The organism is Pedobacter cryoconitis (genome assembly GCF_014200605.1).
Lineage (GTDB): Bacteria > Bacteroidota > Bacteroidia > Sphingobacteriales > Sphingobacteriaceae > Pedobacter > Pedobacter cryoconitis_B.
Genome location: NZ_JACHCE010000001.1, coordinates 608,689 through 628,272, shown reverse-complemented (window position 1 = coordinate 628,272; position 19,584 = coordinate 608,689). Strand labels below are relative to the sequence as shown.

The window sequence follows — 19,584 nt, the reverse complement described above, 5'->3', positions numbered from 1 at the left end:
TTCCTACTGGTGTTTGTTTTTTAAGTAATTATATGTTTGAACCTGCGCCCTCACTTTCGTGCTGATCCGGTTTTTATGGTATTTATTATTGTTTAACCTGGTAATATCCCTTGCTTTCACATTATCCTGTAACTGAAACTCAATGATATCTCTGATTTCTTGTTTTACATCTTCATCAAGTACCGGAAAACCGACCTCTACACGATGCTCAAAATTCCTGCTCATCAGATCGGCCGAAGAAAGAAACATTTCTTCTTTACCGTTATTTCCAAAAATGAACACACGTGCATGTTCTAAAAATTTATCTATAATACTGATCACAGTAATATTCTCACTGAAATCTTTCACTCCGGGAACCAGGCAGCAGATACCACGCACAATCAGCTTGATCTTCACTCCTGCATTGCTCGCTTCGTATAATTTCTCCACGATTCCTTCATCAGCCAGACTGTTTACTTTGAAGATCAGATAAGCAGGTTTGCCAGATTTGGCGATTTTAATTTCCCTGTCTATCAAAGTATAAAACTTTGTTCTTGACTCTAAAGGTGAAACGATCAGGTATTTAAACCCTGTGGCTACGGTACGTTTGTTTAAAGCAGCAAAAAGTTTGATCAGATCGTGTGTGATCTCCTTTTTGGCAGTAAAAATACTATGATCACAATAAAGTTTAGCGGTTTTTTCGTTGAAATTACCTGTAGCCAGGTTAGCATAATAAACAGGACGGCCTTTTTCTATCCGGGTAACCAGGCAGATTTTAGAATGGACTTTATAATCCGTCAGTCCGTAATTTACATGCACCCCTTCTTCTTCCAGTCTGTTAGTCCAGAATATATTTGCACGTTCATCGAAACGGGCTTTAAGCTCTACCAGACAGTTGACCTTCTTCCCATTTTTGGCCGCATTGATTAAAGCATTAATTACTCTTGAATTTTCTGCAAGACGATAAAGTGTAATATTGATTGCAGTAACTTTAGGGTCAATTGCCGCTTCACGCAAAAACAAAATGATATAATCGTATGACTGATAAGGAAGATTAACCAGGTAATCTCTTTCTGCCAGTTTATTAAAGATACTTTGTGTCCGGTGTAAACCGAAAACCTTTAAAGGTACATTGGCAGGATATTCAAGACTTTTGTCACCGACATTCGGGAAGCGGATAAAATCACCAAATTTATGATAACGGTTTCCCGGAATCAGACTTTCAGCTTCAATTTTCATCTTGGCAACCAGCACACCTAACATATCAAAAGGCATTTCCGTATCATAAAGTAAACGCATAGGTTTACCTTTTTTACGCTTATCCAGACTGGTCTTTAATTCATCAATAAATTTGTCACTTACATTTTTATCAATATCCAGTTCGGCATCTCTTGTCAGCTGTATAGAATAAGCATCCATTTCATCGTATTTAAATACGTAAAAGATGTCATCCAAACAGTATTTGATAATATCCTCAGCAAGAATAATAAATTTTAGTCCGTTGGTTTCCGGCAGGACTAAAAACCTCGGCAGATCAGGAGGTAATTCTATCAATGCATATTTTTCATCTTTTTTACCGGTTTTCTTTTTAAGTCTTACAAAGAAATACAGGTACCGGTCTTTAAGTTCCGGAAAAGGTTTTTCCAGATCAATCATGATCGGTACCAGGTTAGAAAGAATCTTATCCCGGAAATGTTCTTTGACGAACTCTCCGCGAGCCACATTGAGTTGGGTATCATTCAGGATAAAAATCCTGTTTTGTGCCAGTTCATTAATCAGGGTAGCTTGAAAAAGCTGTTCAAATTTACGTTCCTGTTTAACAACGATATTTTTAATCTCGTTCAATACTTTCTTCGGATTGAATCCTAGTAACTCCTTAGCCTTGTCGTTTAAATTAGACAGTCTGGTCAGAGTAGCTACACGAACCCGGTAAAATTCTTCCAGGTTTGAAGAGAAAATAGACAAGAATTTAATTCTTTCAATCAGCGGCACAGTCTCATCTGTAGCCTCCTGTAAAACCCGTTCATTGAAATATAACCAGCTGAGTTCTCTATTTAAAAATGGGACCTTCTTCTTTGTCATGGGGCTAATATCAAAAACATCCCTGTTGGGAACGGATGCTCAAAACTGCGAATTCTATTGTTAATTCAATGTTAATTATTCAAGCATTAATCTCAATTAAACAATTTTTAAATTAACCTTCCTCTGTAGGTTTATCCGCAGTTTTTTCAGGAGCAACAGAAGTTTGAGCGGCAGGGACAGTCGTAGCTGGTTTAGCAGAAACAGCTGCAGGTTTTGTAGCAGCAGATTTTGTAGCTGCAGTAGTTTTAACAGTACCAGCAGCAGGCTTAGTGGCAGTTTTCTTTACAGGAGCAACTTTTGCAGCAGCGGTATTTACTATTTTTTTAGCGGTAGCAACTGGTTTAGCGGCAGTTTTAACAGCGCTTTTTACCGGTGCACTTTTAGCGGTTTCCTGAACAGCAGCAGCAGCTTTATCTTTCACAGCTTTAACTTCTTTTTTCAAGGTAGCAGCTTCTTTCTTAACAGCAGGAACGGCTTTTTTAGCTGTATCAGCTGCTTTTTTCGCAGCAGGAACTACTTTTTTCACTGTTTCTTTACCTTTTTTTACATTTTTAGAAATAATATCAGCTGCCTTTTCTTCACTTGCAATTATAGGAACTTTAATACTGTTTCCTGATGTTTTAATATTAGAAACGGCCTTTTTAACCTCTTTTTTAACCTTTTTAGCTCCTTTAACAGTAGCCTTTTTAACTTTTTTAGCCGTCTTTGCTATTTCCTTCTTCGTTGGCTGCACTGTCCTAGCAGCTTCTTCTTTTGCTGCAATGAACTTTTTAGCTAATTTACTGGCAACCGATTTGGCTGCATGAGCTAATTCTTCACCAATTTTCTCGGCATCATGACCCAAATGAGAAACTGCTTCAAAAAATTTTTGCGTAAGACTCTGCTCCAATTCTTTTTTAACTGCTTTTTTAGCATTATTTTTTTGCACTTTTGATTTATTGGTTTTCATAATAATTTTTTTAGCCAGAACGTTAAATAATTAATATCTAAATCTAATATATTTTTTATACTAAAGCTATAATCATGCCCACTTTCGATATCGTAAGTAAAGTTGACGCGCAAACATTGGATAATGCAATGAACAACGCAAAAAAAGAGATCCTTAACCGTTATGATTTCTCTACCTCTCAGAGTACAATTGATCACGACAAAAAGACGAATGTAATCACCATTGTTACGGAAGATGACATGCGTCTGAAAGCAATTGAGGATTCAATTATCTCCCGTATGGTGAAACAAAACCTTGATCCTAAAAGTCTTGATTTTGGCAAAGAACAATACGCATCTGGTAATATGATCAGAAAAGAAGTTTCTATTAAAGAAGGAATTGATAAAGATGTTGCTAAAAAGATAGTTGCAAAAATCAAAGCCAGCGGACTTAAAGTTCAGGCTTCTGTCATGGACGATCAGTTACGTGTACAAAGCAAAAATATTGATGATCTTCAAAAGGTAATTTCACTTTGCAAAAGCGAAGATTTTGGACAGCCATTGCAATACATCAATATGCGTAACTAATGGAAATTGCGGATAATGGCTTTATTTTTTCGGATGATAAAAGTATCATAGACGTTACTGCTGTTCATCTTTTCCTGAGTACTCAGTCTTATTGGGCCGAAGGAATTCCTTTAGAAACAGTCAAAAGATCTATAGAGAACTCTCTTTGTTTTGGTATCTATAAAGAAAACCGGCAAATCGGATTTGCGAGATGGATTACTGACCGTGCTACTTTCGCTTATCTGGCAGATGTATATGTGGAAGATGAATTCCGGGGTTTGGGACTTTCGAAAAAATTAATATCGCTGATGCTTTTTCATCCTGATTTGCAAGGCCTAAGAAGATATATGCTGGCTACAAGAGACGCACATAGCCTCTATAGTCAATATGGTTTTGAGCCATTGGATACGCCGGAAAATATCATGGCAGTCATTGTTAAAGACATTTATAAAAAGCATGAAGATTAATCTTCATGCTTTTTATATTTTCGCATACTTAAACCGCACCGCCGGTAGCAGCATTGAATGTTCTTTGCGTCAGTTCTGAATTGAGCAGATATAATGCTGAAGAGTTATCCCCTATCATTTTCAGCTTACTGATAATCTGAGAAACAGTAGCTTCTTCTTCTACCTGCTCAGTAACAAACCACTGCAGAAAGTTATGAGTTGCAAAATCATTCTCTTCGAATGATGCTTTAATCAGTTCTCCTATACTTTTTGTTACCGCCCTTTCGTGTGCTAAAGTGATCTCAAAAACTTCTAATACCGAAGTAAATTCAGATGCAGGTTTTTGAATAGTATCAATTACCACTTTTCCCCCAACTTCATGGATATAATCAAATTGCTTTTCAGCATGAAAAAGTTCTTCTTTGGCCTGTACTTTAAAATAATTAGCAAACCCATCCAGATCTTTAGCTGTAAACCAGGAGCACATGGCCCAATAAGCGTTAGCCGAATACATTTCTAAATTGATTTGCGCATTCAGCAAATCTTCCATTCTTTTATTGATCATATCATCTTTTTTAATAGTTATACAGCCCTTTTAAAATAATAAAGCTGCAAGCTAAACTCAATTAAGAACAATTCCAAATAAAGATTTATCTTTTAAATTTACAAAGGATTACAACCAATGCCAGTAAAGGGGTAATTGCAAATGCGCCAAATAACCATTGTGCAGCATGTTCTGCACCGGCAATACCGCCCGGGTTTGTTATCCCTGAAAAATTAGCAATCAAACCTGCTGCTGCCGATCCAAAAGCAGTTCCCAAAAGCTGAACAGTAGAGATAGAAGCAGAAGCTTTTTCTTCCTCTCCTTTTGGGGCTGAGGAAAGCACCTGGGTTAAGATATGCGACCAGCCCATCCCTATGCCTGCACCAATAAAAATAAGCAGCAGACAAATCACTATAAACCCTATACCGCCGCCATATTCCACATGAGAGACAAAATAAGATAACCAGGCAAGTCCTGCAAGTACCAGTAAAGGCCCTGCAATGATTACCCCTTTCACATATTTAGCAGGCAGACCAGAAAATGCGACAGAACATAAAGACCAGCCCAGTGCAATTAACACGGTCAGATAACCCGCCTTAAGTGGAGAAAAATCATGGATAATCTGTAAAAAATAAGGGATATAAATCTCCACCGTACCGGCAAGTGTCAGCAGGATAACAACGGCATAAGTAGCTCCCAGAAGCGTTGACAACTTATAGGCCCCATTAGGGAGCAATCTTTCTGATGCCCCTTTTTCACCTTTGATCACCAGACCTAATAAAATAATGGCTCCAATTACACCTGCTGCGTTTGCATAAAGGTTTTCGGCTATACTTCCTGTTGAAATGGCCAGTGCAGCAAAAAGAATCAGCAAAAGTTTTACTACAGGGATCTTCGCCGCTTTAAGTTCTTTATCCTGTTTTTTAGGGAGTACATTTTCTGTTAGAAAAATGAGGGCTGCTGCAATGATCAGCAACGTCACAAAAGCATATCGCCAATGGCTGTATTCGGCAAAGATCCCTCCAAACAAAGGGCCTAAAAATGCCGAAATCCCCCACATTGCCGAGACCAGGGCCATTGCTCTTGACCAGAACCGCTTTTCATAAACTATACTGATCATAGCATAAGATAAGGCAACGAGCAATCCACCCCCAATGCCCTGAACAAACCGGCCGGCCAGTAAAACGGACATTGCAGGAGCGACAGTACAAATCAGCGCTCCAATAGCAAAAAATATAATAGCCAGTCTGTAGGACGCTCTCGGGCCCATTTTTGACAGTACGACCGAAGAAATTACAGAACCAATAATTGCTGCCACAACATATATAGTAGTAGCCCAGGAGTAAAAAGATAAACCGCCGATATCACTGGTTACCGAAGGCATAATGGTCGTAGCCAGATATACGTCCATCGCATGAATCATTACTCCCCCCGCCAGTGCTATTGATTTTAAACCATTTTTGCCCGATAATAATGCTCCCCACCCTGCTTCTTCTTGTATATGTTTCATAATTTATATTATTCACTGCGATATCTCAATCGTTCCGGATTATTAAAATCTACGAATTAAGAAAAGCAAAAGTATCAAAATATAATAAAACAAGTAAATAATTGTTTTATTAATCACCGATAAATTTCATGCCCGAAACCGATAAATGAAATTAATTTGCGTAATTAGACGAAAATTAAGTTGTCATTATGGAACAAATAGTTAAACAAAGGATATCAGACAGCAATATTTTTACCGAAAAGGCTATATATTTTGGTACTTATTTAGGTGGTCCGTTAACATCCGGATATTTGTTTGCAGAAAATTTCAAATTGTTTGGTGAACCAGAAAAGGCAAGGAAAGCTTTGCTCTATGGGATAATTACTACAATCGCCTTAATAACAGCAATCTACTTCTTGCCCATAAAAATGGTCAGCAAGACTCCTTATTTTATTATTCCTATAATTTATACTTCAATTGCCCAATACATCTTCCAGAGAAGTCAAAAAAACAACACCATTGATTATATCAGTAATGGTGGAAAAGCATTCAGTTTGTGGAGAGTCTTTGCAATCAGCCTTATCGGGGCAGCAGTTACAATTATCCCATTTTTAGGTTATAATTATTTATCGGCCCGAACTAATCAAGCGAATGAAATCAGCATAACTAATGGTCCGGCGATCAATCAACTGAACTTTGATAAACGCAATATTCCGGCAACCGAGATTCATCAAATTGCAGAAGGCCTTAATAAAATAGGTTTCTTTGATGCGCAAAGCACAAAGAGTACTTATGTAAAAAAAGTAGGGCTTACTTATGAAATCAGTATTTCCTGTACCCGGGAGATTGAAAAAACCAGTTATTCATTTACCCCGCTGATCAACTGGAGAAATAAATTACAGTCCCTGTTTCCAAAAAACCAAATCGTATTTGTTCTTGTTGTAGATGATCTTGATCATGTAATCAAAAGATTAGAATAAAATATTAGTGTAAAAATGATTCTTAAAAAATTCCAGTTCCATAGTTTAATATTTGCCGGTCTTTTACTGGCCACATCCTGTACACAACATCAATCTGATAACAAAGAAGATACGGTCAAAAAAGATACACTGATTAAAACCGCAGCTGTAAAGAAACCTTTGAATGCCGGCACTATAAAACCTCTTCCTAATAGTTCATGCAGTCAGATCGTTTATCAGATTCTGACCAGTTCAGCAAGTTATAAGCAATTAACTAATGGATTAGCAGAACGGGTCATTAAAAATGGAGGTACCTCTTTTGGCTTTATGCTGGAAGGCAGCCCCTCTGCGAAAATCGATAGTGCAATGAGCTACTCTAAAACTTATGATTATAGCATCCATGAAAGTTATCCCGATCATGATCCGGTAATTGCAAGATATACTTTCGACCCTGCAAAAAGACAGTTATTTGAATATAATACAGCGCAGGATTCGTTAATTCCTATACCCTTTAATAAAAAGCTCTTATCAGAACTGGATAAAGCCTGTAGTGTTAAATAAAGCATCCTGCAAAAAATTAATCAGAAACTATTACTTATCATAGGTTAACACAGCTCTTTGTTTTCCGGGTTAACTTTGTATAAGATTTAAAAACGAGGTAATTATGGAATTAGGTATTAGTATGTTCGGGGATTTACGTGTTGATCCAATAACAAATAAATTTCAACCTGCACAACAAAGACTGGGCGAGATTATTGAAGAAATTAAATTAATGGATGAGCTGGGCCTGGATTATTTCGGGATAGGTGAACACCATCGTCCGGATTACGCAGTCTCAAGTCCTGAAATATTACTGGCAGCCGCTGCTGTTGTAACCAAAAATATTAAACTGGGAAGTGCAGTGAGTGTACTCAGCTCTTCGGACCCGGTAAAACTATATCAGAACTTTGCTATGGTCGATTTACTGTCTAATGGCCGTGCAGAATTAATGGCTGGCCGTGGCAGTTTTATTGAATCATTTCCTTTATTCGGCTATAATCTGGATGATTATAATGGCCTGTTTACAGAAAAACTAGAGTTATTGTTAAAAATCAATCAACAGCAAACGATTACCTGGAATGGAAAATTCAGAGCGCCTCTAAACAATCAGCAGGTATTGCCAAGAGCTGTAAATGATCATTTGCCGATCTGGATCGCCGTAGGTGGCACTCCTGAATCTGTAGTCAGAGCAGGTGTACTGGGTCTTCCTTTAATGATCGCTATTATTGGCGGAAGTCCGGCTCAGTTTAAACCTTTATTTGATTTATACCGCTCCGAATACAAAAAAGCAGGACATGATTTAGCAAAACTTCAGGTGGGTATACATGCACATGCATTTTTTGGTGAAAACAGTGATGAGATAGCTGCCGAATATTATCCTTTGTATGCAGGCCAGATGGATAGAATTGGAAGATCCAGAGGATGGTCTCCTTATACTAAATATCAGTTTGATTACGGCAGACAAAAAGAGGGAGCTTTATTTGTTGGGGATGCAGCACAGGCGATTGACAAGATTTTATATGTACAGGAAATGTTTGGTTTAACCCGCTTTGCTGCACATATGGACATTGGCGCCCCTTCGCATAAAGATATGATGAAATCAATTGAGATCTTTGGAACTAAAATAGCTCCAAAAGTAAGAGAAGCACTAAAGAAATAGTCTTTTCAGATATTAAAAAAGGCAAATCAGTTTAATTTGATTTGCCTTTTTATCAGTTCATTCAGAATGAATTTTACTATACAGTTTTCACGTCAGTTTCACTGTATTCTTTAATATCAGTAATATATCCGTTCAAAATAAGGAAATCGAATAACGGCTTCGCTTCAGGTGTAACGGGCATATTTACGGTCGTAATAACTTTATTTGATTTTTTATCAAGAAAAGGATAAGCGAAAAGCTTTACATTTTTGGTAAACATATCACTTACATAACTTAAAAGCATGCTCGAATAGTTTTCCCCAAAATTATGAGAATTAAATACAAATTTCAGGTTATTGATATTCGTTGAAATCCCTACACTTTTCGGTTTACACCTGTCCAGATATTTAGCCAGTTTATTATGTCTTGCAAAATTGGAAACAATAACCAGGTTACCAGTTTTACATAATTCTTCGGCACGTAAAGCCACCGCTTCAAGATCAATATTTTCCGGGATTTCTTCATCTGCGGTCAGCACATTGGATAACAAGACCTCAATTAAAACACTCAGGTTATCTTTTTTTACATCCTCTGTTCTTTTGAACTGATCCACAGCCTTATTGAACATACTAAAATTCGGCAAAGACTTCTGCGCATATTTTGTCCGCAAAATCATAATGTCTTTTTTGTACAAAAGATCCTTAGGCAAACATGGGTTTCCAAGTGAATCAAAAATAGCTGCATCCGAAAAGTCTTTCACAATCAGATACAGGTTCAGCAGGATATTATTAATATTTTTAAAGGCTGGTCCGCTTACCGAAATCAGGTCTATTTCTACAGAACCTACGGTCAGGTTATCTGCAAGTGACTCCACCATCCTTTTAGGATCTGTATGGTAATAAAAGGCCGCATAAACAAGATTAACACCAATTATGCCCAGTACATTCTGTTGAAGTGCAGCATCAGTATCCAGCAAACGCACATGGAAAAATATCTCATTAGGTTCGCCGCCAGGTTCGGTTTGGAATTTGATACCAATCCATCCGTGAGGATCATTTGATTTATTATAATTCAGGGTAGTTACTGTATCCGCAAAAGCAAAAAAGCTCCTGTTATCGTATTTCTCTCCATGAAGACGCTCTGTCAGTAAACCAAATTCATGGTTCAGCATTTTAGTTAACCTTGACTGACTCACATATCTTCCGGTTTCTTCTACGCCGTAGATCGCATCACTAAAAGTCATATCATAGGCAGACATAGTTTTGGCAACTGTTCCTGAAGCCGCACCTGCAGTAAAAAAATTACGTGCTACTTCCTGTCCTGCCCCGATCTCAGCAAAAGTTCCGTAAATATCAGGGTTTAAATTAATATTCAGGGCTTTACGCTTGGTATCAAGAATTTCTCTTTCCATTTTGCAAAAATAGCAGAAAAACCGAAGAAGCCGTTTAAATTTTTTATCTATATTGTAGCAAAATGTTAAACGTAATTGATCTAAATATCCAATTTTTTAATCAGGAAGATCATTCCTGGAATACTGCAGTCAGCCAAATCAGTTTCAAAGCCGAAAGAGGCCGTGTTTTAGGAATAGTTGGTGAATCAGGCTCTGGAAAATCAGTAACCTCATTTGCAATCATGCGTTTACATGACCCGGCATACACCAGGGTTACAGGAAATATCCTTTTCAACGAGACTAATCTGCTTTCTTTGCCCGACCTGGAAATGAATAATATCAGGGGCAACAAAATTGCCATGATTTTTCAGGAACCCATGACTTCTCTGAATCCGGTATTTACCTGTGGTTTTCAAGTACAGGAAGCGATTATGCTCCATCAGCACTTGAGTAAAAGTGCCGCAAGAGAAAAAGCAATTGAACTTTTTAATGAAGTACAGCTTCCGCGTCCCGAAACTGTTTTCGACACTTATCCGCATCAGCTTTCCGGCGGTCAGAAACAAAGAGTAATGATTGCCATGGCTTTAAGCTGTAATCCGGAGTTTTTAATTGCTGATGAACCAACTACAGCACTGGATGTTACTGTACAGCAAACCATTCTGCAATTATTGTTAAAAATAAAGGAAGAAAGGAATATGGGAATGATTTTCATCTCCCACGATCTGGCAGTAATCAGCGAAATTGCCGATGAGGTTGCGGTGATGTATAAAGGAACCATTGTTGAACAGGGTTCTCTGCTCCAGATTTTCAAAAACCCTCAGCATCCTTATACCAAAGGTTTACTGGCCTGCAGACCTTCACCTTTATACCGGCTCAAAAAACTGCCTGTAATAGCTGATTTCCTTCAACAGGATAAAGATGAACCTATTGCTCATTTACTGGCAGTCAATAGTTATACGCAACAGGAAATTGATAGCAGAAGAGCGGTTTTGTATAATGAGGCCCCACTGCTGGAAGTTAAAAACCTATGTACCTGGTTTCCGGTCAGACAGGGATTATTTGGCAGTGCTAAAAATATCATTAAGGCTGTTGATGATGTAAGTTTCAAATTGTATCCCGGAGAAACTTTAGGCCTTGTCGGGGAATCGGGTTGCGGAAAAACTACTTTGGGCAGAAGTATTCTCAGATTGATAGAACCTACTTCGGGAGCTGTATTTTTTGAAGGACAGGACATCACTCATTTAAAAAATGGCAGTCTTAGAAAATTGAGAAAAGATATACAACTCATTTTTCAGGACCCCTATTCTTCTTTGAATTCACAGCTCACCATAGGGAATGCACTGATGGAACCTTTAATGGTCCATGGGGTATTTGATACGGATAAACAACGTAAAGCCCATGTACAACGTTTGCTGGAGCTGGTAGACCTGAAACCGGAACATTTTGACCGTTATCCCCATGAATTTTCAGGAGGTCAGCGGCAAAGGATAGTCATAGCCCGTGCGCTTGCACTCCAGCCTAAGCTGATTATCTGTGATGAATCAGTATCTGCACTGGATGTTTCTGTACAAGCCCAGGTTTTAAATTTACTAAGAAGGCTACAACAGGAAATGGGCCTGACTTATATCTTCATCTCCCACGACCTTGCTGTAGTTAAACACCTTTCAGACAGAATGATTGTCATGAATAAAGGAAAAATAGAAGAAGAAGATTTTCCCGAAATCATTTATGAGCAGCCCCAAACAGCGTATACGAAAAAACTAATCGCGGCAATTCCAGGAAAATCAGAACTTATAGCATAGCCTGTTCAATTATATTTTTTCTGGTACAGCCAGTTTGATAATAGCTGTATTTAATGCCCTTCTGATTTCTCTTTCTTTCAGCTTATCATAATTATTTAATAGTACCTGAACTTTAAACCTGGCAATATCTTTATTGATTGCCAGTGTTTTTATAGTCAGTCCGCTGGAAACAATATTAGCTTTAAACCCATCTACAACCTGATACAGGTGCTTCTCCAGAAAATCAGGTGTATAGCCAAAATGAAGTGCTATTTCAAATTCCACACTTAATTTCTTAATATTCTGTTTGGACTGGTTGATAATAACCGAACTGAAAACAACTGAATTGGGGATGATCACCATATCATTATCTTCATTCTGAAGAATCATATTAATCAGCGTAATATCCAGAATTTTACCTTCGTTATCATTTACCCGGATATGATCTCCCAGTGATAAGCGATCTGAAAACATAATGATCAGTCCGTTAATCATATTGGTAATATAGTCCTTAAAAGTTACCGCAATGGCAGCTGCAACGATCGTAATACTCGTTAAAAATTGCAGCGGCTGTATCCCCATCCAGATCATGATGGCGATAACCGCGAATACGGTATTGAGGATAGAAACAATTCTGTTAATCCCTAAAATGAAGTTATCCTTGATCGTAGATTTAAAACGATGCTTTTTAATATACCAGTAGATAATAATCAGCCGGAGAAATGAAACAGTAACGCTCGGACCAAGAAATACCCTAAAAGCATGAGCGGTCAATGCGATGAAAGGATAGGCTATAAACATTACCGGTTGGTAAAATTCAAAATAAACCAGTACAAAGAAAATCATAGTCTTGATGATGATCATCAGAAATTCTTTTCTTGTACTCCGCTGTTTTTCTTCTATCATTTTAAAATCTCTCCTGTCTTTGAACCCTTCTTAAATAAATAACAAATATTTGGGCCGCCCCTAAATCTCCGGCTTAAATTACAATTATACAAATCACTAATGCCGTTAAAGGGCCTGAATATTGGATTTATGGCCTCTGAGGCTTCATAAATCATTTCAAAGTGTTACCTTCGGAATATTGACAAATATACTATGGCAAAAAAGAAATCTTCTCAAATAAAACTCGTCTTAACTCAGTTAATCAGTGATGTTTTAGAGAATAGCAATAATGAAGCCTTGAATTACAAACAGGTTTCGGCCAAACTCAACATAAAAGATGATGAAGCAAGAGAAACCATTTTAGAGATTCTGAAAGAACAAGCACATAAAGGTGTTTTTACAGAACCTCAAAAAGGAAAATTCAAGCTTAAAGATTTAAAAACATTTATCACTGGAAAAGTAGATATGACTGCCGATGGTGCAGCTTTTATAGTTCCGGATGATGAGTTTGAAAAGGACGTGTTCGTCTCAGCCCGTAAACTGCACAATGCGCTGAACGGGGATAAAGTAAAAGTTTATATCTACGCTAAAAAAAGGGGCAGAAAAAACGAGGGTGAAGTCGTTGAAATTATACAGCGCTTAAAAACGGATTTTATTGGTGTAATCAAAATATCTGACCGTTTTGCATTTGTGACTGTCGATGACAAGAAAATGCTGCATGATATTTTTGTACCGTTAAGCGATCTTGATGGTGCTAAAAACGGGCAAAAGGTACAGGTAGCAATTACCGACTGGCCGGAAGGCGCAAAAAACCCTATTGGTAAAATCATTAACATTCTGGGCACGCAGGGAGAGAATAATACAGAAATGAATGCAATCCTTGCACAATATGGTTTTCCATTATCTTTCCCTCCTGAGGTAGAAAAAGAAGCCAATGAAATTCCGGAGCAGATCACAGCAGAAGACCTGAAAGATCGCCGGGATTTCCGCGAAACGGTAACTTTCACCATTGACCCTGCAGATGCAAAAGACTTTGATGATGCGATATCCTTCAAAAAACTGCCAAACGGCAATTATGAAGTTGGTGTACACATTGCCGACGTTTCTCATTATGTACAGCCTAAATCGTATCTGGACAAAGAAGCTTATTCAAGAGCTACCTCTGTTTACCTGGTAGACAGGGTAATCCCAATGCTCCCTGAAAGATTAAGTAACGGGGTTTGTTCCCTACGTCCAAATGAAGATAAACTTTGCTTTGCAGCTGTCTTTGAATTGGATGAGCAGGCTAATGTTATAGAAGAATGGTTCGGAAGAACAGTCATCCACTCTGACAGACGTTTCAGCTACGAGCAGGCACAGGAAGTTATAGAAAATAAGGAAGGTGACTATGCTGAAGAAATCCTTAAATTAAATGAGCTTGCTTATATTTTAAGGGACAGAAAGTTTAAAAATGGCGCCATAAGTTTTGAAAGTACCGAGGTAAAATTCAAGCTGGATGACCATGGAAAACCTATTGGGGTTTACGTGAAGGAGCGTAAGGACGCGCATAAACTGATTGAAGATTTTATGTTGCTTGCCAATAAAAAGGTAGCTGAATTTATTGCTAAAAAAGGAAAAGGAAAGGCTAAATATACTTTTGTCTATCGTTCCCATGATTCTCCAAATCTTGAAAACCTGGGTAACTTTGCTTTATTTGCTGCCCGTTTTGGTTACAAGATCAACATGAAATCGGATAAGGATATTGCAAAATCCCTGAATTTTCTGATGGAAGATGTAGAAGGTAAAAAAGAACAGAATGTGCTGACTCAATTGGCTATCCGTTCTATGGCAAAGGCAGTTTATACGACTAAAAAAACCAGTCACTATGGCTTGGCTTTTGATCATTATACACATTTCACCTCTCCTATCCGCCGTTACCCTGATGTGATGGTTCATCGCCTGCTGGCCGCTTATCTTAACGGAGAACGCTCTGCTAATGAGGATGAATATGAAACTGCGGCATCTCATTCTTCTGCGATGGAAAAACGTGCTGCTGATGCGGAACGTGCTTCTATTAAATACAAACAGGTAGAATATCTGGAAGACAATGTCGGCAAGTTATACATGGGAATAATTTCTGGTGTAACTGAATGGGGGATGTATGTCGAGCTGATTGAGAATAAATGTGAAGGAATGATCAGACTGAAAGATATCGCTGATGATTTCTATGTACTGGACGAAAAGAATTACTGTATTGTAGGTCAGCGCAAGAAAAAGAAATATCAGTTAGGTGATGAAGTCAAAGTCAAGGTAAAACGGGTAGATCTGTCTAAACGCCAGATTGATTTTGCACTGGTACAGGACTAGATCATAAGATGTATAAACCGGGCGCTTTTCTCTTATTGCTTTTGTTTTCTTCAGTATGCGTTTTAGCGCAGCAAAAGATTTCGGGTATTGTGGTAGAAAAAAACACAGGTAATCCTGTCGTTTTTGCCACTGTACAGGTGAAAGATGAGAAAAGTACTTTAACGAATGCAAATGGTGAGTTTGAACTGACTGTTTCTGCATTACCTGCCCATCTGCTGATTACCCATTTGAATTATGCAGGCGGTAGCTTTGAAGTTAAAACTACCGGTGAGAAACTAAAAATAGCACTTGATCCCCGGGTCATGACTTTAAAAGAGGTAATTGTCGGTAATCCGGCAGTTACCATCATGCAGAATGCTGCTGATAAAGCTTTAAAAGCTTACAATAAATCTAATTTTGGTAAAGCTTTCTTAAGACAAATCGCTTATGAAGCCAACGAACCAGTTTACCTGAATGAGATATGGCTGGATGCCCAGTGGAAACCTTATGGATTGACTGGCTGGTATCCGACAGAAGCACGTCATCTGCAGGGTACAAAGGGTATTTCATATACCAATACAAGTTTTATTACCTTCATTTTGTCGGGCTATCTGGCAAATTCATTCCATCAAAAACCGCTGCTGAGAAAAGCAGATTCTCTTTATACTTTTAAACTTGCCGGTACTTACCTGCAGGATGGAGAAGAAATTGCAAAGATTAACTGTACGCCTAAACGGGAATTAAAGGATAAAAGGTTTGAAGGTGCTTATTATATAAATACCGTTACCAATAATGTCCTTAAAATCGAAGGGGTAATTAAGGGGATGTCTTTTAAGAGCAGTGGACAGGTAAGCATAAAAAATAAGGAAACAGAGTTTATAGCACAGTACAGACTGAACAAACAAGGAGATAATGTGCTGGATTATGCTGTTTTCAACTCGATAAACAGGTTAAAAATGCCAGGTGCCGGGGTTCAGAATACGGATCTTTACACTACCCTTTACATGATAGACGATGACAGCATCAATAAAAACAACCTGGAAAAAGTAAGTTCAAATATCAATGACAGTAACCTGGTCAGCGCAATGACTTATAATAAAGATTTCTGGAAGAAAAACCCGGGGATCAAAAGAACTGAAAAGGAACAGGCAGCAATAGAAATTTTAGAAAAAACACCACATTAAGAAAATAATGCATACCATTTTTGAGTTACAACAATTAATTGAAAAAGCGATCGAAAAGGTCGAATATCCAGCCCTTCCATCAAAATTATACGAGCCGATCAGCTATATTATGCGTCTTGGCGGTAAACGGATCAGGCCGGTATTGCTGCTGCTTTCGAGTGAATTGTTTAATACTGATGCGACAAAAGCAATAGAAGCAGCATTGGCCATTGAAACATTTCACAATTTTACGCTGATCCACGATGATATTATGGACAATGCACCTTTACGCAGGGGACAGGATACTGTTCATATTAAATGGGGCGTAAATAATGCGATTCTAAGTGGTGATGTGATGATGGTTGAAGCCAACAAACACCTGACTAACCTGGATGCTGGTATTCTTAAAAATGCCCTGCATTGTTTTAACTCGACAGCTCAGGGAGTTTGTGAGGGTCAGCAGCTTGACATGGAATTTGAACAGCGGACAGATGTCAGCATTGTAGAGTATATCAATATGATCCGTTTAAAAACGGCAGTACTGGTAGGTGGTGCAATGAAACTCGGTGCAATTGTAGGCGGAGCAGGCGATGAAGATGCCAATCATCTTTATGATTTTGGTGAAAATTTCGGAATTGCATTCCAGCTGCAGGATGATATACTTGATGTCTATGGTGATCCGGTTAAATTTGGCAAACAGGTTGGCGGTGATATTATCTCCAATAAACAGACTTTCTTATTGCTTAAGCTCAAAGAACTTGCGCAACAGGATGACCTGACCTTGCTGGAGTCACAATATCCAAATACTGATTACCCTGCCAAAATAGAAGCAATTACGCTGTTATATAACAAGTACAAAATAAGAGAGCTTGCAGTTACGGAAATGAAACGCAGCCTTGATATCGCTTTTACAGCATTAGAAAAAGTGAGTATTGAGGCCGGTAGAAAACAGGAACTTATCCAGCTTGCAGAATCATTGCTCGACAGAGAGCAATAAGCTTGAAAATTATCGTACTAGTTATCTACCAGATGTTTAATTTTGTCGTAGGTTAAGGGTTTTGTAAGGAAATCCTTAACTGACCTATAGGACTGCGCTCTGGTCCGCTCTGCCGGATCAATTGTAGATGAGATGATAACTACATCAACATCAGGTTTTTGTTCCTCCAGGAGCTTTAAAAAAGTCCATCCGTCTATTTCCGGCATATTCAGATCCAGCAGAATCAGATCCGGCTTATTTTCTTTCAGATAATCCAGGGCATGTGTTGAACTGCCAAACTGAACTACCCTTCTGTTCTTATTATATTTGGTAATTATCATATGATGCAATCTGTTAGTCAGCGAGTCATCATCAATCAGCATAATATGTTTGGAATCTGTTTTGGTAGGATCTGCTACAAAACCATCTGCGCCCTGCTCCTTGTTGATCAGGTTATTTAGCATTTTAATGATATCATCCAGTTTTTCTGCCTGGTAATTGATATCCCTTAACAGGTCTTTTATCCTGCTTGTATCAAATGATTCCATATCAGGAAAGTTCATCAGGCTTGATAAACTTAGTATATTCGTTATCGGGGCACGGAGATCATGCGAAGCAAGATGTGAATATTCATCCAGCAGCTTCATCTGGTTCGATTTCCTGTTACTGTCAATAATTGTACAGGCAACCTGAGGATTTTCCAGGTCTGCTAATACCGGTGTCAAAACAATCTGCAAGAGCACATCGTCCATATCTTTTACTTTTAGCCGCTTTTCTATACTAAAAGATTTCCCTTCAAAGCACTCAGCAACCAGTTCTGAAAAAGCCCGTTCATACTTTTGTGAAATGATTTCCACAAAGGATTCCCCAATAGTGGGATTTTTGACTAAAAAATACCCTATTTTTTCTATGGAATGGATGTTGAAAAAAGTAATGTGATTTTTTTTATTAAAAAGGAAATAAGAGTTATCGGTATAACAATCACAATAAGCACTAAGCTTCATAGTTGATTTCCTTTAGTATGACACAAATACAAGCACTCATTTATTTTTTTTTTAACATTTAACTACCTAATTAAATCTCCAGATCGCCCTATAAAGATAACTAATTTATACTCGCGGATGTAATGGTTCGATAATTGTCTTTTTACACCAATAGAATAAAGTCACAAACCAACAAAAAAAATATTATTTATGCAAGAAATTCTATCAAAGAAAATATTAGGGAAGAGGATTAAGTCACTTAGACTAGAAAGAGCTTATGCTCAGGTTGATGTAGCTAATTTATTGAATTTGTCAAGGAGTAATTATTCTCAAATTGAACTCGGTAATCAATATCCTTCATTCCATACGCTTTACGCCCTTTCCAGACATTACAACAAAAGTTATGAGTGGCTTTTACACGGACAAGATGACAGCACTGCAAAACAGTCTGTTATTCCTGTAACAAATTTGATGAATGAACTGGAGGCAAATCTTAAAAATTTTTCTTTGTGTTTAGAAAAACTGGAAAACGAACTTCAAAATATAAAAACAAGAATAGCCGTTTCTTAAAGAACCATAAAAAGGCTAATAAAAAAGCCGCAACGAAAACGTTGCGGCTTTTTTATTGTAATATATTCTAAAGATTATTCTGCTGGAGCAGCGTCAGCTTTAGCAGCTTTTTTAGCTGGTGCTTTTTTAGCAGGTGCTTCAGCTACAGGAGCAGCAGCTTCTTCTACTTTTTTAGTAGATGCAGCTTTTTCAACAACTTCGCTAATTACACTTGCAGGTAAGATAGAAACGTAAGATTTGTTATCTTGTTTCTTTCTGAAAACTACAGTACCAGCAACAAGAGCGAATAAAGTATGGTCTTTACCAATACCTACGCCTTTATCAGGATGGTGTTTAGTTCCGCGTTGACGTACTAAGATGTTTCCTGCAATTGCTTCCTGACCACCAAAAATTTTGATACCTAAGCGTTTACTATGAGACTCACGTCCGTTTCTCGAACTACCGGCTCCTTTTTTATGTGCCATTTTGTTTTATATTTTATCAACTAACAGTTATAAAACTGATAATTTTTGTTTAACAACTAATTATAAACTGATACCAGAGATCTGGATTTTTGTGAAATACTGGCGATGGCCATTTTTCTTTTTGTAACCTTTTCTACGTTTCTTTTTGAAAACGATTACTTTATCGCCTTTTAAATGAGACACGATTTTAGCTGAAACTTTTGCTCCTGATAATAAAGGGGCGCCAACAGAGATATTACCTCCGTCTTCAACCAACAATACATTGTCAAATTCAATACTAGCGCCTTCATCTCCTTGCAAACGGTGTACAAAAAGGTGCTGGTCTTTTGCAACTTTGAATTGCTGTCCTGCTATATTTACTATTGCGTACATTGTT

The 19,584-nt window shown here is 37.9% G+C and carries 19 protein-coding genes; 10 read left to right on the top strand and 9 right to left on the bottom strand.

Annotated elements, in window-relative coordinates; translation table 11 throughout:
* Window positions 1–3: 3 nt before the first annotated feature.
* Both ppk1 and HDE68_RS02940 read right to left on the bottom strand, forming a co-directional pair.
* Window positions 4–2,061, bottom strand: a complete 2,058-nt coding sequence (ppk1, locus tag HDE68_RS02945) for a polyphosphate kinase 1 (RefSeq protein WP_183878743.1) — start codon at window positions 2,059–2,061, stop codon at window positions 4–6.
* 112 nt (window positions 2,062–2,173) lie between these two features.
* A complete protein-coding gene (locus tag HDE68_RS02940; RefSeq protein WP_183878733.1) occupies window positions 2,174–3,010 on the bottom strand; it encodes a hypothetical protein in 837 nt (278 codons plus the stop codon).
* Between the two features lie 74 nt (window positions 3,011–3,084).
* Here HDE68_RS02940 and HDE68_RS02935 point away from each other — a divergent pair, with 74 nt between their 5' ends.
* Both HDE68_RS02935 and HDE68_RS02930 read left to right on the top strand, forming a co-directional pair.
* The gene (locus HDE68_RS02935) at window positions 3,085–3,576 is read left to right on the top strand and encodes a YajQ family cyclic di-GMP-binding protein (RefSeq protein WP_183878731.1); all 492 of its coding nucleotides are present in this window, start codon (window positions 3,085–3,087) and stop codon (window positions 3,574–3,576) included.
* Entirely contained in the window at window positions 3,576–4,022 is a 447-nt protein-coding gene (locus tag HDE68_RS02930; protein ID WP_183878729.1) for a GNAT family N-acetyltransferase, read from the top strand. Before HDE68_RS02935 ends, HDE68_RS02930 begins: the two co-directional genes overlap by 1 nt.
* Before the next feature lie 28 nt (window positions 4,023–4,050).
* On the opposite strand, the gene HDE68_RS02925 is transcribed toward HDE68_RS02930, so the two are convergent.
* Window positions 4,051–4,566 (bottom strand): ferritin, encoded by a 516-nt coding sequence (locus tag HDE68_RS02925; RefSeq protein ID WP_183878727.1) that lies wholly within the window; start codon window positions 4,564–4,566, stop codon window positions 4,051–4,053.
* An 85-nt stretch (window positions 4,567–4,651) separates the two neighbouring features.
* Window positions 4,652–6,055: an MFS transporter gene (locus HDE68_RS02920; protein ID WP_183878725.1), complete on the bottom strand. Its 1,404-nt coding sequence runs from the start codon at window positions 6,053–6,055 to the stop codon at window positions 4,652–4,654.
* Between the two features lie 188 nt (window positions 6,056–6,243).
* Between HDE68_RS02920 and HDE68_RS02915 the strand changes: the two genes are divergently transcribed.
* The 3 genes from HDE68_RS02915 (at window position 6,244) to HDE68_RS02905 (ending at window position 8,692) form a co-directional block, all read left to right on the top strand.
* Window positions 6,244–7,014, top strand: a complete 771-nt coding sequence (locus tag HDE68_RS02915) for a hypothetical protein (protein WP_183878723.1) — start codon at window positions 6,244–6,246, stop codon at window positions 7,012–7,014.
* A gap of 15 nt (window positions 7,015–7,029) precedes the next feature.
* Window positions 7,030–7,554 (top strand): hypothetical protein, encoded by a 525-nt coding sequence (locus tag HDE68_RS02910; protein WP_183878721.1) that lies wholly within the window; start codon window positions 7,030–7,032, stop codon window positions 7,552–7,554.
* 103 nt (window positions 7,555–7,657) lie between these two features.
* Window positions 7,658–8,692, top strand: coding sequence for an LLM class flavin-dependent oxidoreductase (locus tag HDE68_RS02905; RefSeq protein ID WP_183878719.1), 1,035 nt, complete (start codon window positions 7,658–7,660; stop codon window positions 8,690–8,692).
* 76 nt (window positions 8,693–8,768) lie between these two features.
* Here the strand turns inward: HDE68_RS02905 and HDE68_RS02900 are convergent, their stop codons facing one another.
* A complete protein-coding gene (locus tag HDE68_RS02900) occupies window positions 8,769–10,082 on the bottom strand; it encodes a nicotinamide mononucleotide adenylyltransferase (protein WP_183878717.1) in 1,314 nt (437 codons plus the stop codon).
* Window positions 10,083–10,144: 62 nt separating this feature from the next.
* On the opposite strand from HDE68_RS02900, the gene HDE68_RS02895 reads away from it, so the two are divergent.
* Window positions 10,145–11,863, top strand: a complete 1,719-nt coding sequence (locus HDE68_RS02895; protein ID WP_183878715.1) for an ABC transporter ATP-binding protein — start codon at window positions 10,145–10,147, stop codon at window positions 11,861–11,863.
* Window positions 11,864–11,872: 9 nt separating this feature from the next.
* Here the strand turns inward: HDE68_RS02895 and HDE68_RS02890 are convergent, their stop codons facing one another.
* Window positions 11,873–12,748, bottom strand: a complete 876-nt coding sequence (locus HDE68_RS02890) for a mechanosensitive ion channel family protein (protein ID WP_183878713.1) — start codon at window positions 12,746–12,748, stop codon at window positions 11,873–11,875.
* A gap of 192 nt (window positions 12,749–12,940) precedes the next feature.
* Here HDE68_RS02890 and rnr point away from each other — a divergent pair, with 192 nt between their 5' ends.
* Genes rnr through HDE68_RS02875 form a run of 3 tightly spaced genes read left to right on the top strand, consistent with a single transcriptional unit; the run spans window position 12,941 to window position 17,212 of the window.
* A complete protein-coding gene (gene rnr / locus HDE68_RS02885; RefSeq protein ID WP_183878711.1) occupies window positions 12,941–15,073 on the top strand; it encodes a ribonuclease R in 2,133 nt (710 codons plus the stop codon).
* A gap of 8 nt (window positions 15,074–15,081) precedes the next feature.
* Window positions 15,082–16,236: a carboxypeptidase-like regulatory domain-containing protein gene (locus HDE68_RS02880; RefSeq protein WP_183878709.1), complete on the top strand. Its 1,155-nt coding sequence runs from the start codon at window positions 15,082–15,084 to the stop codon at window positions 16,234–16,236.
* 7 nt (window positions 16,237–16,243) lie between these two features.
* Entirely contained in the window at window positions 16,244–17,212 is a 969-nt protein-coding gene (locus tag HDE68_RS02875) for a polyprenyl synthetase family protein (RefSeq protein WP_183878707.1), read from the top strand.
* Window positions 17,213–17,229: 17 nt separating this feature from the next.
* Here the strand turns inward: HDE68_RS02875 and HDE68_RS02870 are convergent, their stop codons facing one another.
* Window positions 17,230–18,195, bottom strand: coding sequence for a response regulator (locus tag HDE68_RS02870; RefSeq protein WP_183878705.1), 966 nt, complete (start codon window positions 18,193–18,195; stop codon window positions 17,230–17,232).
* A gap of 189 nt (window positions 18,196–18,384) precedes the next feature.
* Between HDE68_RS02870 and HDE68_RS02865 the strand changes: the two genes are divergently transcribed.
* The gene (locus HDE68_RS02865) at window positions 18,385–18,744 is read left to right on the top strand and encodes a helix-turn-helix domain-containing protein (RefSeq protein WP_183878703.1); all 360 of its coding nucleotides are present in this window, start codon (window positions 18,385–18,387) and stop codon (window positions 18,742–18,744) included.
* Window positions 18,745–18,818: 74 nt separating this feature from the next.
* Here HDE68_RS02865 and rpmA read toward each other — a convergent pair whose 3' ends face one another.
* Both rpmA and rplU read right to left on the bottom strand, forming a co-directional pair.
* Window positions 18,819–19,208: a 50S ribosomal protein L27 gene (gene rpmA / locus HDE68_RS02860; RefSeq protein WP_183878701.1), complete on the bottom strand. Its 390-nt coding sequence runs from the start codon at window positions 19,206–19,208 to the stop codon at window positions 18,819–18,821.
* Between the two features lie 60 nt (window positions 19,209–19,268).
* The gene (rplU, locus tag HDE68_RS02855) at window positions 19,269–19,580 is read right to left on the bottom strand and encodes a 50S ribosomal protein L21 (protein WP_183878699.1); all 312 of its coding nucleotides are present in this window, start codon (window positions 19,578–19,580) and stop codon (window positions 19,269–19,271) included.
* Between the last annotated feature and the right edge of the window lie 4 nt (window positions 19,581–19,584).